We start from the raw sequence: 14,606 nt of genomic DNA, 5'->3' as shown, positions 1-14,606 counted from the left end.
CAGACCTATCGAGATTGAGCGGCGAAATCGCTTTGGTGATCTGGAAATAGATACGATTGTTGGTAAGAACCATCAGCAATCATTGGTCTCTATTGTGGATCGGAAGACAGGTTATTTATGGCTGAAAAAGTGTAGCTCACGCAAGGCAGAGGAAATTTGCCAAACAACCATCAGCCTTCTTAAGCCAATCAAAGATCAGCTAAAGACTATTACCGCAGATAATGGTAAGGAGTTTAGTCTGCATAAGTATGTTGCTCAAGAATTAGAACTAGACTGGTATTTTGCTGATCCTTATAGCGCTTGGCAACGAGGCACGAATGAAAATACAAATGGTTTAATCAGACAATATATTCAAAAAGGGAGTGACTTGAATGAGTATTCAGATGAATATATTGCAGAAATCACTAAACGTCTGAATCACCGTCCAAGAAAAAGACTCAGCTTTAAAAGTCCGAGTCAGGTATTATGGCAACAACATGGTGTTGCACTTCAAATGCTAATCTAAGTGTCGAAAAAATTTAGTATAAATGGCGTTAATTCGAAAAGTGTGGAAATTTATGTTCAATGTTTCTGGCATTAGCATTGATCAACTTGCCGAGAGTGAGTTGGATGTTTTAAAAGTATCAAATGCATATTGCGATGCCGTGATGAGTTACCAAGGAGCACAAGTACTCGAATTTTATTCCAAAGTGAAACAACAGCCTTTGCTTTGGCTCTCTGAACTAAATTCTTATCAGGCAGGGACAGCCATTCGAGGAGGGATTCCTTTATGTTTTCCGTGGTTTAGTGCCCACTCACAACATGCCGATTTTCCTGCACACGGCTTTGCACGGAACCTGAAATGGAAACTTGTCAATGTTATTGAGAGTGAAGCAGGGCATGAAATTATTTTTGAATTGAGGGATTCAAATGTAACGCGCAGATATTGGGATGTTGCATTTAAGTTGAGTATGCATATTTATTGTGGTGAAAAATTGCAACTCATGATGCAACTGAGCAATTTAGATACAGTGGATATAGAATTTAGCTTTGCATGGCATAGCTATTTTCCTGCCAAAACAGAAATTGCTAAAATTTCGGGATTAGACAATACAACTTATATTGATCAATTGAATAACAATAAAGTTCAGAATCAATTTGAGCAACAGATTGAGTTTAAATCAGAATTAGATCGCATTTATCCTCTAACAAGGGGGCAGGTTGTTTTAGAACAAGACACGCAGCACCAGATTTTTATTCGTAGTACTGCAAAAAGTGCAATTATCTGGAATCCTTGGATAGATAAATCGAGGCGTATTCTTGATATTCGAGATGATGCTTGGCAAGATTTCGTTTGTATTGAGTGCGGGCAAATTGCATCAGAGAAAGTATTTTTAAAAGTGGGAGAAATGATCCAATTTGAACTATGTATAGAGTAAATGGGAAGCCTTCGCGCAGTAAAGCCATCTAGATTGAGGCCAACGGATAGTACTCAAGTGAATATGTAGCTAAAGTTGCATATATTTCATTCAATAAAAAGTATAAGTTGATACAGTATTGTTAAGTGAATAAGACCATGAACCTGATTGCCTATGAAGCTCATTTTTGGGAGCTTTACCAAGACTTTGAGCGCTATTATCTGAGTATTGCCATTGATATGAGTTCGGTTGTGTCTTGTTGGGACTTGGTTTTGACGCAAGAAGAAATTTTGCAATATGAACATCGTGGCCGAGTCAGTATTCAGGAATTGGCCAAGTGCATCATAGAAGCCGCCTATAAAGGTGATTTTTCTAGCATAGAATCTCGTTTAGCCAAGCCTTATGAACGACAAGCGATGCAATTGGTCTTTAGAAACTGGATGAAAAGCACTCAAGTTTAGCAGTAAGCTAAATTTATTTTCTATTATGGTGGGTGGGCTTAATTCTTTTTAAGAAAGGCCTGACTGAGCTGATGGAGTAGCATCTGGCTTACAGCATCCTGCTGTTGCTGGATGAGTTGTTTGATTTGGTCGATCTGTGGCTTCTCTTGAGGAATGATGATGTCCTGATCTATTTCTAGTTCAGAGATAGCATTTGGCTGTTCTGCGACTAAGTTAGAGGATGGATGTTCAGCATGCCAAAGCTGTGTTTCAAGTGACATGATGTACTTATATTCATCGGTATTTGGGTTAAACCGCTTATAAAGCCTTAAGTCTTGCATCGCATCTTGACGGCTTCGGTGTGGTGTATCTGTTTCGGTTTTTAGCCATTCAGATATCACGGGGTGAATTTCATGTTGCATCTGTTGGTAATAAACCCAGTCACTGAGTAGAGCATGGTCTATGTCCGAGACATAAGGATTATTCTGTTGTAGCAGTTGCTGTAAATGTTCTAAGACCAAAATTTCCTGCTGCTGTAAGGCATAACGTGCTTCTGTGTTGATCTGTTGATATTCTTCTACGGGAATTTCAGAGAAATATTGTTGATCGACAAAGGCATCGACAATATGTGTCTGGAACAGGTCATTCCATTGCTCTAGCGCATGTATTTCTAATTGCTGTAGTTCTTTAAAGCCTTTACTTTGATAATGATTTAACTTGATACGCTGAATATTTTGCTGATTAAGCTCAATTTTCTGTTTGATATACTCAGCATAGGCGCCTTGCTGTTTGGGGCTGACAGGGATTAGCACATCGACCAAAAGTAATTGTTGTTGCTGTTTGTATTTCAACCAATCTTGAGTGCGTTGGGTTTCTTTGTACTCTTTAGAGAAAAAATGGGTCAAATGTGGTGTCGTTTTTTCAGGCATTACAAAATGCATCACGCCAAAAACTATGATTGCTAAACAGACCACCACAAGAATGACTTTTTTCATTATAGAAATGTTTTTCTGTGTTTATTATTTGTAGATGTTAGCTCAAAAATGAGAAATAGTTAATATTTTTTCATCAAACTATTAAGTATGTATGGGAGAAATGGAAAACTCCCCATGACCTAGAATATTAACTTTATATAAGGCATTAAAGCCCTCAGCATGTTGTGGCTGCTCAAATTTTTTATAAGTGGCACGAACACCGACATCGGGAATGCAAGCTTTACCTTCGCGTAAGCGATTACGTTGTAGAGCACTACTGAGTTCAGTTTCGAAACAATAGCCAATGATCTCGAAGCCTGCGTCCTTTGCCCTTTGAATATAGCGGGCTCGGTCAGCGATGGTTGGGTTGGTATTATCAATCACCATTTTGGTTTTTGAGGCCAGTCCTGCTTCAAACATGATCTTTTCACGATGCCTTGTTTTCAGCATGTCGAGGTTGATGCGTAAATGGCTATGGGCCAAATTTAGCAGATAATAGCTCGATTTTCCTGAAGCTTGGATGCCCATAAAAATAATCAGTTGCATATGTGATTTAAATACTCGCTGTGCGAGAAAGCCTTTGAATAATTTTCTCTCCTTATTGTTAAAGTCGCAAGACTTAAAATAATTTAAGACTGCTTTTCAGCTGCTGCATCGTTGTCCGCTTGTTGAGGAATCATCATAGAAGCCAGTTTCAGCATTTCGGATTGGATTGTGCCCATTTGTTGTTGAATTTTTTTAAAATCCACTTGGCTGAAATCCACTTGTCCATTTAAAAATGGTGAAGCCAAAACTTGTTGGTTCGCGGAGAGTAAAGTATTACGAATATCGTTAATTTCTTGAGTTTTGAGGTTAAGGCTGTTCAAAGCAGCATTAAACCCAGTCAATTGTTTTTGTAAGGCAGAGGCTGCCTGTTGCAATTGTTGTTGATCGTGCTGATCAATTGCGGTTTGTAGATCGTTTTGGGTTTCTTGAAGCTGGGTGACATATTCTCCTGCTTTTAATTGCAGATCTGCTACATCACGGACGATATACAGCATGCTCCCTGTTTTGAGTTCAGGTTTTTCAGTGTTTTGCACATGTGCTATTGAGCGCTGATCAGCGTTTTCAGTTTGAATATTTTGCTGGTTTGGTTCGGCTGCTTGTTCACAGCCAATCAGCAAAATGCCCGAACTAAACAAAGCAAAAGGGAGAATTAAGTTTTGTAAAAATTTTTTCATCATCAAATCAATATTGCGGCTATCTATTTTTAATATAGAGGCAAAATGTGCAGATAAAATAGAGTGTTTCAAAGTCATAACAAAACTATTTGAGAAGCTAAAAAAAAGAGTGCCGTGGCACTCTTTCTTCTGATTCGATATCAGCAGATAACTTAACCTGCAATAATTTTGATAATGGCATGTGTACGAATATCTGTCAGTACATAGTCGCCATTCACTTTAATCCATTGTTGGTTTTTACCTGGTTTGCTCAATTTTTTAAACTTTTTATGGTCGACTTTGTAGCCTTGACCACGGTATTGAGTTGGGACGGGATTGCCTGGCTTCCAAGATGCTGATGGTCTTGGTGCTTTATCGTGGTTTGGTTTTTGTTGACCTGGTTGCTGTGCAGCTTGTGGAGCAGGTTTATGCTCGTCAGCATGATGGTTAGATGCATCTTTATGTGCATCATTGTGATTTGGCGCATCATTGTGATTTTGTGTTGCATGCTCTGCGTTGTTACGTTGATCTTGTGGAGCAGCAAATGCAGGAGCAGCAACTAATGCAGTTGAGAATGAAAAAATTACAGCTTTAATTAAACGATTCATAATTGACCTTTTTAAATATTGTATGCGTTGATGGCGTAAGTTACAGAGGCAATAATGCAATATTACGCAGCTTTAACTGGTTTTTTTTCGCCAGTTTTGTGTTGCGGTTGTGTGTGGTTCTGAGGTGTAACTTTCTTGCTTGTTGCCTTTTTAGGTGTTTCTTTTTTCTTTTGTACAGCTGGTGTTGGTGTCTTAGATTGCTTTTTTACAGCTACTGGCTTACTTGCGTCAGATGCTTTATGTACGTGCTGTTGAGTTGCTGCTTGAGTTTTAGCAGGTTGCTGTTCTGCTTGTGCTGCAAAAACAGGTGCAGCGACTAATGCTGTGGATAATGAGAGAATAACTGCTTGCACCAAATGTTTCATAATCGACCTTTCAATTCATATCTGTCTTGTTCTGATGTTGCTATTACAACAGTAAGTGTTCGAGTTAATTTGGATTTTATGTTGTATAAAGTTTAAAACTGTGGAGGAATAAAGGAGACGAATGAAAAGTAGGTCAGAAAGTAAGAATCTCACTTTCTGAGCATATGAGCTGTTTTTACTTTAATAGTTCAGCATTGATTGCATCGACGATACGAGGATCATTGGCTGTAATATCGGGTGCGAAGCGCGCAACCACTTCTCCATTTTTATTGATTAAGAATTTTTCAAAGTTCCACAGTACCTCAGGTGGTTCATTTGGTGTTAAACCGTAGTCAACTAAGTCTTTCCACCATGGACCTTCTCCAATACGTTCAGGAATGGCTTGGGTCAGAGTTTGGTATAGCGGATGTTTGTCATCGCCTGCAACTGAGATTTTTGAGAAGAGTGGAAAATCAACTTGGTAATTGAGTGAGCAAAATTCTTGAATTTCAGTATCTGAACCAGGCTCTTGTGCTAAGAAATCATTAGCAGGGAAGCCTAAAATTTCTAGACCTTGAGATTTTTTGTCTTGGTAGAGTTTTTCTAAACCTTCGTATTGTGGTGTCAGTCCACATTTAGATGCAACATTCACCACCAGTAGCACTTTACCTTGGTACTGGTTTAGGTTGATGTTTTCACCCTGAATGGTTTTGACTGGAATGTTATAAATCGAAGTGCTCATTTGAGTGTCCTTATATAAAGTCTATTTTATTGTGTTGTAAGCGTTCGCCAAAGTCACGTCAATTTGATGTCTCATCACAACAAAAAGCAAGCCGAAGCTTGCTTTAATGTTGTGCTTTAAGGTTAAGGAGCATGAGCTGCTTTGACTTTGGCTTCTAAAGCCGTGACATCAGCCATGATGGTTTTCTGTAGTTCCATGGCTTTGTTTTGAAGCTCGGTAATTTTTGCACTATCTGGCTTTGTTTCAATACTCTCTTTAGTCAGCACAATGCCAAGGTTATTGGCATCCTGCATTTTTTTACGTAAGGCATCCACCTCAGTACTTTTTAAAGTTAAAGCGTCAAGCTCATCATTAAATTGTTTGACATAGGTTTCTGTTTTTTCAAGCACTGCTTTAAGTTGTGTCGAATCTTTCTTTTCGACAACTGCGGCAACTTCTTTTTGGAATGCTGTGGCTTCCTGTGCTTTTGCATTTGATAAGGTTTCTACGGCCAATAAATCGGCTTGAATATCAGCAATGTTATTATTGCTATGATTAGCAACGACGGTGGTTGCCTCGGTGGAGGTTGTTTCAGATGCAGACGTTGTTTGTTCAACGGCCGGTTCAGTTCCTTTCTTTTCACATGCGGCCAAAGATAGCGTGGCCAAACAGACTGTGGTTAAAAGTAACTTTTTCATAAGAACATCCTTCTATCGGGAAATATGCTTGGTATCTGCCAAAGTCGCAGTGCAATGACAAATCTATTCAGAATGCGTTTCTCATACGCTATAAATAAAATGCAGAGATGGCCGAATGCGTTCTATGGTGTTTTTGTAGAGTTGGAACGTAGAAAGTGATGACTGTAATCTGTTTTGCACTTATGATTAACACTAATACTTTGTTTTTTATTGATTTTAAATCTAAAAAATAAATGTATCAATTATGTTGAATACCCAAATGATATTCGAATAAACTGAAAAAATGCTTTAACATTCATCTAAATTTTGCATACAAAAGTTGAACTGGATTAGGCATGAGTACTACACAACAACGAATGTATTGGGCTTTGAGTTTACCCATCATTGCTGTACTGATTTGGTCAATCAATATTGTGGTCACGCGTTATGTGGCAGATTTTATTTCACCTGTGAGTATTAGCTTTTATCGTTGGTTCTTTGCTTTTATCCTTTTAACTCCTTTTGCACTCATTCCTTTATGTCGTAAATGGGTATTGATCCGAGGACATATTTGGCAACTCGCGGTATTGAGCGCATTTGGTCTAGTGTTGTATCAGGGCTTAGCTTATACGGCTGCCCATTATACCACTGCGACTAATATGGGGCTGATTAATGCCTTTATTCCGATCTTTACCATTTTTGTTTCATTGTTGATTTTAAAAGATATTCCAAATCGCTTTGCGATTATTGGCAGTATTCTCTCTTTTGCTGGTTTGGTCTATATCATTGGGCAGGGCAATCTGGCGGGCTTAGTTCAGTCTGGCGGACACTTTGGTGATGTCTTGATGGTGGTTGCTGTCTTTTTCTATGCCTTTTATGGCGTGTTTTTAAAGAAATGGCAATTACAGATTCCACTCATGTTGAGCCTTTATGTCCAAATCTTTTTTGCGCTGCTTTATCATTTACCATTTATTGCATATTTCGGACTGGATTCAATCAATAGTCAAAATGCAGCGAGTGTACTATATGCCAGCATCTTTCCTTCATTGGTGGCACCGATGGTTTGGATGCTTGCAATTACGCGTTTAGGGCCAAACCGAACCAGCATTTTTATGAACTTGATGCCTGTTTTTACTGCAGTAATTGCATTTTTCTGGTTAAAAGAAGCGTGGACGGTCTATCATACTGTTGGTGGTATAGTGATCATCTTGGGTATTTTACTCGCACAGCGAAAAACGCTACAAAAGGTTTCTACTTTGACGGGTCATTTAGATTAAAAGGTTGAAAAATGTACAAACAGATGTATTTTGAATAGAATAATTCATTCATTTTTTTATTTGTAATAGTATTTTTAGATTAAGCATGTTCTTTAATATGCCTAAAAAATCATTAAAAATAGACAGATAATTTTAATTATCTTTCAATTATTCAGATTAATCATGCTTTTAGACGGATGATTAATACAAAAAATCTATTTGTTAGAAGTTACATTTTGCTACATAATACGCGCACTGCGAAACGATGATGCTTTTAAACAGTGCATTTGCTTTTGCTCAACGGTTTTCAGACCCTCTGGATGTGATTACACATCCTTTTTTATGCTCAGCCATCCCTATATGGCTGAGCTTTTTTTTGTCTATTTTTCCTATAAATTTTGATAAGAAGCCTATTTTTAGGCACGAACCACTTCACCAGTTTCTGCATCAAGTATGCGACTTGGTTCTTTGCTTAGTCCTAAGTCACCATTTAGATAACTCACCTGTTGGGCAAAATATTGGCTTGCATCTTGTAATGAGCGTGCAGGATCGAGTCCAGCAGGATTGGCGCTGGTGGAAACAATAAAGCCCTGAAAAGCATTGCACAGGGCAACGCAAATGGGATGTGTGGTGACGCGAACCGCAACTTTAGGATGATTGCCTTTAATCCATGTCGGAATATGTTCATTTGCAGGCAAGAGCCATGTGGTTGCACGTTCAGATGGACTACGATGACTCCAGCTATCAATAACTTGCTGGCGAATAGTAGGATCTAGGTGTTCTAAAAGCGGTTCAACTTGAGAAATTTGCCCAGCCAGTAAAATGACACCTTTTTCTATAGGACGCTGTTTAATCCGTAGAATGTCCAAAAATGCCTGTTCGTTATAAGGATCACAGCCTAAACCCCATACTGCTTCTGTTGGATATGCTAAAACTTGACCATGTTTTAAACATTGCGCCGCTTCAGTCACAGAGGTGGTAATCATTACACGTGGTACCTTTTATTGGGGAAAGAGGGACTATTGTGAACTTTATTGGTGAGAACGGCAACGCAGATAATTTCCAGCCTGTTGTTGTGCAAGTCCCAAAATTTCCAGTTCCATCAATTGACTGGTGAGTGTGGCAATATCCACCCCAAGTTTAAAATTGAGCTGATCCATATTCTGTCCAACCCAATCCAGTTGATTATAGAGCTCAAGTAAATCGGGGGGAATTTCAAGATCTGCATTTTCATGCAGTCCATTTGCTTGAGATTGGCTATGCCACTGGGTAGGGAGCGCTAAATCTTCAATGACCTGTTCAGGATGATCAACCAAAATAGCTCCTTCACGAATCAATTGATGGCAACCTTGATGGTGTTCACTGTAAATATGCCCCGGAATGGCAAAAATGGTTTTCCCTTGCTCTGCGGCTCTTTGTGCGGTTCCTAGAGAGCCACTTTTTAAGGCTGCTTCTGCAATGACAACCCCTAGACTCAGTGCACTGACGATACGATTCCGCCGTGGAAAATTACGCTGTAAAGGTGGGGTGCCGGGCAGAAACTCTGTAATAATGCAGCCATTATTTTCTAATATTTGTGTGCGGAGCGTTTGATGTTGGGAGGGGTAAGTGAGATCTAAGCCTGTACCTATCACCGCAATTGTACGTTGATGTTTTAATCCACCCTGATGCGCCGCAGCATCAATGCCCTCAGCTAAGCCACTGGTAATGTAAAAGCCTTTTTCTGCCAAGTAATAAGCAAAGTCATACGCGATTTGCTTACCTTGGGGGCTCGGCTTACGACTACCGACGATAGCAACTTGAGCTTGCATTAAGTTTTGTAGATTACCCTGACCAAACAAGACTGGCGGCCGATCTGCATAAGGGAGTAGTTGAGAGGGGTAATTGCTTTCGGTTTCTAGCAAGATAAAATCACAACTGGTTTGAATGTTATGCAGTACACTTTGCAATCTGTTTTGTCCAGCAGGCGTTTGTAGCTCTGCTACACGTTGCAGGTGGCTTTTGTGCAAACCGAGTTTGGACCAAGTATTGAGATGAGCTGGAGCAACGGCTTCACTGCTTGAGCCAAAATGAAGTTGTAATTTTTGAAAGCTCGATAAAGAATGCTGAACTAAATACCACAGGGTGATTGTTGCAATCTGTTCATGTGATAATGAGTTCAGCATATATGTACCTTAAAGCAACGGATTATTCATCCACAACCGATGGATAAATATGAGCGCCCAAGTTCATTGGTAACTCACTGTCGAGTACATAAGCATAACTAACGCGGTCAAAGGTTTTGAATACCATGATGTTGCCAATACGCTCAGTTGGAAGCGTAAGTTTTTCATTGGTCTTCGGATCACGGATTTCTTGACCCTTTTGGCTGACCGCGAACACATAGCCTGATTGAACGCCATCCATTGTGCCACGGTCAATGGTTACAACTGAATGCTTCGCTGCCAAACCAATCGAACCTTGAACCCGAATCACTTGACCGCCACCAGTGACATCTTGTGCATGTGTTGGGTAGAACAAGGTTGGAAGCATGGCATCATATTCAGGTAGGACACGATAACCACGACGGACTTCAGAATTATATGAGTCTGTAATTTCTAAAGTTGACATGTCATTTTCACCACGGATGGCAATGGCTGAACCAACCTGAGTCAACTCTAAACCTAGATTTTGTTTTTTACCTTCTGCATCCGTCACAATATACGGTTCGCCTTCACGGTAAATCGCGTAGCGCTGACCGACTTGAATGCCTTGACCACGTGCATAAACAGTTTGGCCTTTACCTGCAATGACTCGTTGATCTGCAGCACCGACAATATATGGTGTATCTTTTAATGATTCTTCAGGCAGAATAGTACTGTGTTCTAGCCAGTTCTTAATATATTCAAGTGGAATCACTGGAATTGCATTGTTTAATGATTCAACGCGAGCTTGTGGTTGAAGTTTGGTGCCACCTGCATAACGACGAATAATCCCTTCACAGCCATCGCCTTCGTCTTTGCCAATGATTGGGCGACCTTCATAGGTACACATCAGCAAGCGGTCACCTGGGAAAATCCAGTGCGGGTTTTTAACATGTTTATTACTTGCCCAAATTTCAGGCCAGCGGACAGGATTATTGAGAAAACGTTTAGAAATATCCCACAAGGTATCGCCTTTTTTCACCACATAAACATTCGGTGCATTGGCTTTTAGAGCAGGTGGATTGGTATTTCGAGCAGGTGCTGCATGTGCTGTAGAAATAACGCTTGCGCCAACGCTTACACAAATGGCAAGAGCTAGTATGTGTTGCTTAAACCCCAAGGCACTAAAAGATGGCATGCCCATAAAAACCTTTTTCATTATCATAATTCCTAAAATTATGTATGTAGTTGCGTTATAATAACGATATTACACACATTTTTTTGATCAAGCATTCCCTTCATTTGGTTTTTTGATCAATGGCATAATTGAGGACGCAGTATGGCCTTATTACCTATTTTAAGTTTTCCTGATCCCCGTCTTCGTACCATTGCAGAACCCGTCGAAGAAGTTACTGATGAAATTCGTCAGCTGGCTACAGATATGTTTGAAACCATGTATGAAGCGCCAGGCATTGGACTTGCCGCGACACAAGTTGATCGTCATATTCAGTTAATTGTCATGGACTTGTCTGAACATAAAGACCAACCTTTGGTATTCATTAACCCCAAAGTCACCCCATTGACTGAAGAAACACAGCCCTATGAAGAAGGCTGTCTATCAGTTCCTCAAATATACGATAAAGTTGCGCGTCCGTCACGTGTAAAGATCGAAGCAATTAACCTTGAAGGTCAAGCATTTGAGGTCGAAGCTGACGGACTTCTCGCTGTTTGCATTCAACATGAAATGGATCACTTAAATGGCAAATTGTTTGTCGATTATCTGTCGCCGCTGAAGCGTCAACGTGCACGGGAAAAAGTGGAAAAAATCACGCGTCAACGTCAAAAAGACAAAGTAGCCGTAAAACGTTAATTTTTCCTAAATTTCATAAACAAAGCCCAATTTTGATTGGGCTTTGTTATATACTTCCCGCGTCCTCAACTCAGGTGGAATGGATTGTTCTTTAGAGCTGCGTTGCTACTGTCTTGTGTAGCCGTGTTTTTACAGATTGCTGTTTTTTTACAGCCTTTGCTTCCGACGCAATATCAAATTGCGCCGGTCTGTGAAACCATTACGCGTGCGCTTTTACTCAAGCCAGTTGAACATCTCAGTTCTCATGCTGAAAAGCATTCCACGCATCATCATGATATGCAGACTCAGCATGAACTCAGTTCACAACATGCTGAACACAATCATCATGATGCCAGTCATCAATGCCAATACTGTACGGTGTACGGTAATTTAGTCTTACCGCCCGATTTAGAGTTGAAATCGGTACTCGATCGTATTCAAGTCCGTTTAGTTGCATTTCAAAAAGCCTTTGTGCATGTTTGGTTTGCGCTACAACAACTTTTCTTACTGCCTCAAGGGCGAGCACCGCCACTGTTTGTATAAACCTAGACATTTATTTTTCGGGTCTTAACGGACTCTAGCCTAGTTGTATTTATAGATTTAGTGAGAATAAAAATGGCTCAGCCTACATTCTTTTTACAGCCTCTTGCGGCTGCGATTTCTCTTGCTTGTTTTTCAAGTGTCGTATTTGCCACAGAGACAGACAGTGCGCATATTTTAGCGCCGATTGTGGTGACGGCTCAGCAGGGCAATGATGCCAATGGTCTCATTGTACATGCCGATCCGAAGCAACCCACGCAGCCAATTCCTGCAGTTGACGGTGCAGCCTACCTACAAAGTATTGTCGGTTTTAACCAGATCAAAAATGGCGGTGCGAATGGCGATGTCACCTTCCGTGGTATGTTTGGTTCCCGTATTAAAATCCTCACCGATGGTACGGAAAACCTAGGCGCATGCCCAAGCCGTATGGATAATCCAACGTCGTATGTTTCTCCTGAAAGCTATGACAAAATCACGGTCGTAAAAGGGCCGCAAACTGTTCAGTATGCGCATACTGGTTCAGCCGCAACTGTTATTTTTGAACGTGAACCTGAACAGCTCACTTCGGCGAAACCTTATCGTGGACAAGCCAGTGTCATGCTTGGCTCTTATGGTCGTTTAGATCAAAATATTGAAGCTGCTGTTGGTGATGAAAAGAAATATGCACGTTTAAATGCTAACCGTTCGATTGCAGGCAGTTATCAAGATGGAGCGGGCGATACGGTTCCCTCGGATTGGGAAAAATGGAATGCAGACCTTGCATTAGGCTGGACTCCGAATGAAGACACATGGATAGAGCTAAAAGGTGGTAAAAGTGATGGTGAGGCTGTTTATGCTGGACGTAGCATGGATGGCTCTAAATTTGCCCGTGAAAGTCTAGGTTTGCATCTGCAAAAGAAAAATGTCAGCGAGGTGATTAAGAAGGTCGAAGCACAAGTTGACTATAGCTATAACGACCATGTTATGGATAATTTTCGTTTAAGAACGCCAGCAACAACGACTATGACGATGAATGGCATGAGTATGACTGTGCCAAATAAGATGGAGATGGAGGTGACACGTCGTACGTTGAATGCGCGTGCTGCAATGACTTCTGAATGGGACAAAGTCAGCCTGATGACAGGAATAGACTCACAGCGTAATAAGCATGGTGGCAATATGATTATGTATGCTATGCCGAGTATGAGCTCTCCCTTTAAAACCAATATGGAATTTGAGTCTTATGGGGCTTTTGGTGAGCTGAGTTATGCACTCAATGATCAGCATAAACTAGTGACAGGTGCACGTATTGATCAGGTCAAAATTGATGCTTTAGAACTGAGTGATGAACGTAAAGAAACCTTACCAAGTGGTTTTATTCGCATGGAAAATCAGCATCCTGAACATAATGCCAAATCGTATATCGGACTGGGTTATGTAGAGCGCGTTCCAGATTATTGGGAATTATTCAGTACAGCGCATGGCAACACAGGTACGTCAAAGCCGACATTTAACGATCTCGACACTGAAAAAACCTTACAGCTTGATATGGGCTATCAGCAAGAGCATGGTGCATTTAGTTTATGGACATCTGCATATACTGGTTTGATCAACGACTTTATTTTACTCAGTTATCATAACCATTCGACAGGACACGGGCATGGTTCATCTTTTAGTGCAGGTGCTAAAAATGTTGATGCAATAATTGCAGGTGCTGAAGCGGGTATGGGTTACCAATTTACTGATGCGATTCAAGCCGATATTAGTACCATGTATGCATGGGGAGAAATTATGGATAATAATGATCCACTTCCTCAGATTGCTCCTTTGGAAGGCCGTTTCAATCTAAGATACGTACAAGATAAGTATTCTTTAGGCTTATTGTGGCGTGCAGTAGCAAAGCAGGATCGAATTAATCTGAATAAAGGTAATATTGTCGGTTATGACATTGGTGAGAGCAAAGGGTTTAGTACACTTGCATTGAATGCAACCTATAAAGTGATGAAAGATGTTGATCTAGCTGTGGGAGTGGATAATGTGCTGAATAAAAATTACACAGAACATTTAAACAAGCTTGGAAGTTCGGGTTTTGGTTATGCTGCAACAGAACAATTTAACAATATAGGGCGTAATTATTGGGCACGTATCAGTATGAAGTTCTAAAGATATAGAGTAATCATCGCAACAGCCTGTCTAGAAATAGATGGGCTGTTTTGCTTTGTAAGTTAAAAAATGTTTGATAAAACAGCATGCTGAATAAAGATTCAACAGAAAGTGGCTGAGGAAACAGCAGTTTAAAGATAGAAATTGAGTTGATTTTTAAAATATATAATATAAAACAATATGTTAGGTTATAAAAAATGTATACCGTACAGGTTGAATTTAAGTGGCTATGAAAATTAGTTAAAATTTATAAAATAAATTTTATATAAATAACAATAACTTAAATTTATGTGAGTTTGAAAAGTAAACATGTGAAAATATTTATTCAGAATAAGT

17 protein-coding genes are annotated in these 14,606 nt (G+C 40.0%); 7 read left to right on the top strand and 10 right to left on the bottom strand.

The features are described 5' to 3' along the window. The 3 genes from DPG01_RS16935 to DPG01_RS16925 all read left to right on the top strand — a co-directional run. On the top strand, nt 1-505 hold a 505-nt coding region (locus DPG01_RS16935), incomplete at its 5' end, for an IS30 family transposase (RefSeq protein WP_110975859.1). A 52-nt stretch (nt 506-557) separates the two neighbouring features. Further along, a complete protein-coding gene (locus tag DPG01_RS16930) occupies nt 558-1,418 on the top strand; it encodes a D-hexose-6-phosphate mutarotase (RefSeq protein WP_110975858.1) in 861 nt (286 codons plus the stop codon). 137 nt (nt 1,419-1,555) lie between these two features. Next, the gene (locus DPG01_RS16925; RefSeq protein ID WP_110975857.1) at nt 1,556-1,858 is read left to right on the top strand and encodes a hypothetical protein; all 303 of its coding nucleotides are present in this window, start codon (nt 1,556-1,558) and stop codon (nt 1,856-1,858) included. Between the two features lie 38 nt (nt 1,859-1,896). On the opposite strand, the gene DPG01_RS16920 is transcribed toward DPG01_RS16925, so the two are convergent. The 7 genes from DPG01_RS16920 to DPG01_RS16890 form a co-directional block, all read right to left on the bottom strand. Next, nucleotides 1,897-2,832: a hypothetical protein gene (locus tag DPG01_RS16920; protein WP_110975856.1), complete on the bottom strand. Its 936-nt coding sequence runs from the start codon at nt 2,830-2,832 to the stop codon at nt 1,897-1,899. An 81-nt stretch (nt 2,833-2,913) separates the two neighbouring features. Next, entirely contained in the window at nt 2,914-3,357 is a 444-nt protein-coding gene (locus DPG01_RS16915; RefSeq protein WP_086210804.1) for an AAA family ATPase, read from the bottom strand. 83 nt (nt 3,358-3,440) lie between these two features. Further along, on the bottom strand, nt 3,441-4,031 hold the full coding sequence (locus tag DPG01_RS16910; protein WP_110975855.1) for a hypothetical protein: 591 nt from the start codon (nt 4,029-4,031) through the stop codon (nt 3,441-3,443). Between the two features lie 152 nt (nt 4,032-4,183). Continuing rightward, nucleotides 4,184-4,618 (bottom strand): RcnB family protein, encoded by a 435-nt coding sequence (locus DPG01_RS16905; protein ID WP_086210802.1) that lies wholly within the window; start codon nt 4,616-4,618, stop codon nt 4,184-4,186. A gap of 62 nt (nt 4,619-4,680) precedes the next feature. Continuing rightward, nucleotides 4,681-4,983, bottom strand: a complete 303-nt coding sequence (locus DPG01_RS16900; RefSeq protein WP_110975854.1) for a hypothetical protein — start codon at nt 4,981-4,983, stop codon at nt 4,681-4,683. A 175-nt stretch (nt 4,984-5,158) separates the two neighbouring features. Next, nucleotides 5,159-5,704: a glutathione peroxidase gene (locus DPG01_RS16895; protein WP_086210800.1), complete on the bottom strand. Its 546-nt coding sequence runs from the start codon at nt 5,702-5,704 to the stop codon at nt 5,159-5,161. A gap of 122 nt (nt 5,705-5,826) precedes the next feature. Further along, entirely contained in the window at nt 5,827-6,381 is a 555-nt protein-coding gene (locus DPG01_RS16890) for a hypothetical protein (protein WP_110975853.1), read from the bottom strand. A 335-nt stretch (nt 6,382-6,716) separates the two neighbouring features. Here DPG01_RS16890 and DPG01_RS16885 point away from each other — a divergent pair, with 335 nt between their 5' ends. Then, nucleotides 6,717-7,637, top strand: a complete 921-nt coding sequence (locus tag DPG01_RS16885) for a DMT family transporter (protein WP_086210798.1) — start codon at nt 6,717-6,719, stop codon at nt 7,635-7,637. 395 nt (nt 7,638-8,032) lie between these two features. Here the strand turns inward: DPG01_RS16885 and DPG01_RS16880 are convergent, their stop codons facing one another. The 3 genes from DPG01_RS16880 to DPG01_RS16870 are packed head-to-tail and all read right to left on the bottom strand — an operon-like array spanning nt 8,033 to nt 10,958. Beyond that, complete coding sequence (locus DPG01_RS16880) at nt 8,033-8,602, bottom strand: L-threonylcarbamoyladenylate synthase (protein ID WP_110975852.1); 570 nt, start codon at nt 8,600-8,602, stop codon at nt 8,033-8,035. Nucleotides 8,603-8,647: 45 nt separating this feature from the next. After that, a complete protein-coding gene (gene dprA, locus DPG01_RS16875; protein WP_110975851.1) occupies nt 8,648-9,781 on the bottom strand; it encodes a DNA-processing protein DprA in 1,134 nt (377 codons plus the stop codon). Nucleotides 9,782-9,803: 22 nt separating this feature from the next. Continuing rightward, nucleotides 9,804-10,958: a LysM peptidoglycan-binding domain-containing protein gene (locus DPG01_RS16870; protein ID WP_086210795.1), complete on the bottom strand. Its 1,155-nt coding sequence runs from the start codon at nt 10,956-10,958 to the stop codon at nt 9,804-9,806. A gap of 120 nt (nt 10,959-11,078) precedes the next feature. Here DPG01_RS16870 and def point away from each other — a divergent pair, with 120 nt between their 5' ends. The 3 genes from def to DPG01_RS16855 all read left to right on the top strand — a co-directional run bounded on the left by def (nt 11,079) and on the right by DPG01_RS16855 (nt 14,270). After that, a complete protein-coding gene (gene def, locus DPG01_RS16865; RefSeq protein WP_086210794.1) occupies nt 11,079-11,609 on the top strand; it encodes a peptide deformylase in 531 nt (176 codons plus the stop codon). 84 nt (nt 11,610-11,693) lie between these two features. Then, nucleotides 11,694-12,131: a DUF2946 family protein gene (locus tag DPG01_RS16860; RefSeq protein ID WP_086210793.1), complete on the top strand. Its 438-nt coding sequence runs from the start codon at nt 11,694-11,696 to the stop codon at nt 12,129-12,131. 72 nt (nt 12,132-12,203) lie between these two features. Further along, the gene (locus tag DPG01_RS16855) at nt 12,204-14,270 is read left to right on the top strand and encodes a TonB-dependent copper receptor (protein WP_110975850.1); all 2,067 of its coding nucleotides are present in this window, start codon (nt 12,204-12,206) and stop codon (nt 14,268-14,270) included. Nucleotides 14,271-14,606 lie beyond the last annotated feature (336 nt).

Origin of the sequence: Acinetobacter sp. WCHAc060042 (genome assembly GCF_003231195.1) — a bacterium.
GTDB lineage: Bacteria > Pseudomonadota > Gammaproteobacteria > Pseudomonadales > Moraxellaceae > Acinetobacter.
This window is presented reverse-complemented; position numbering and strand designations above follow the sequence as displayed.

Coding starts and splice junctions, on each gene's coding strand:
- DPG01_RS16930 (WP_110975858.1), top strand. CDS start 558: ATGTTCAATGTTTCTGGCATTAGCATTGATCAACTTGCCGAGAGTGAG.
- DPG01_RS16925 (WP_110975857.1), top strand. CDS start 1,556: ATGAACCTGATTGCCTATGAAGCTCATTTTTGGGAGCTTTACCAAGAC.
- DPG01_RS16920 (WP_110975856.1), bottom strand. CDS start 2,832: ATGAAAAAAGTCATTCTTGTGGTGGTCTGTTTAGCAATCATAGTTTTT.
- DPG01_RS16915 (WP_086210804.1), bottom strand. CDS start 3,357: ATGCAACTGATTATTTTTATGGGCATCCAAGCTTCAGGAAAATCGAGC.
- DPG01_RS16910 (WP_110975855.1), bottom strand. CDS start 4,031: ATGAAAAAATTTTTACAAAACTTAATTCTCCCTTTTGCTTTGTTTAGT.
- DPG01_RS16905 (WP_086210802.1), bottom strand. CDS start 4,618: ATGAATCGTTTAATTAAAGCTGTAATTTTTTCATTCTCAACTGCATTA.
- DPG01_RS16900 (WP_110975854.1), bottom strand. CDS start 4,983: ATGAAACATTTGGTGCAAGCAGTTATTCTCTCATTATCCACAGCATTA.
- DPG01_RS16895 (WP_086210800.1), bottom strand. CDS start 5,704: ATGAGCACTTCGATTTATAACATTCCAGTCAAAACCATTCAGGGTGAA.
- DPG01_RS16890 (WP_110975853.1), bottom strand. CDS start 6,381: ATGAAAAAGTTACTTTTAACCACAGTCTGTTTGGCCACGCTATCTTTG.
- DPG01_RS16885 (WP_086210798.1), top strand. CDS start 6,717: ATGAGTACTACACAACAACGAATGTATTGGGCTTTGAGTTTACCCATC.
- DPG01_RS16880 (WP_110975852.1), bottom strand. CDS start 8,602: ATGATTACCACCTCTGTGACTGAAGCGGCGCAATGTTTAAAACATGGT.
- dprA (WP_110975851.1), bottom strand. CDS start 9,781: ATGCTGAACTCATTATCACATGAACAGATTGCAACAATCACCCTGTGG.
- DPG01_RS16870 (WP_086210795.1), bottom strand. CDS start 10,958: ATGAAAAAGGTTTTTATGGGCATGCCATCTTTTAGTGCCTTGGGGTTT.
- def (WP_086210794.1), top strand. CDS start 11,079: ATGGCCTTATTACCTATTTTAAGTTTTCCTGATCCCCGTCTTCGTACC.
- DPG01_RS16855 (WP_110975850.1), top strand. CDS start 12,204: ATGGCTCAGCCTACATTCTTTTTACAGCCTCTTGCGGCTGCGATTTCT.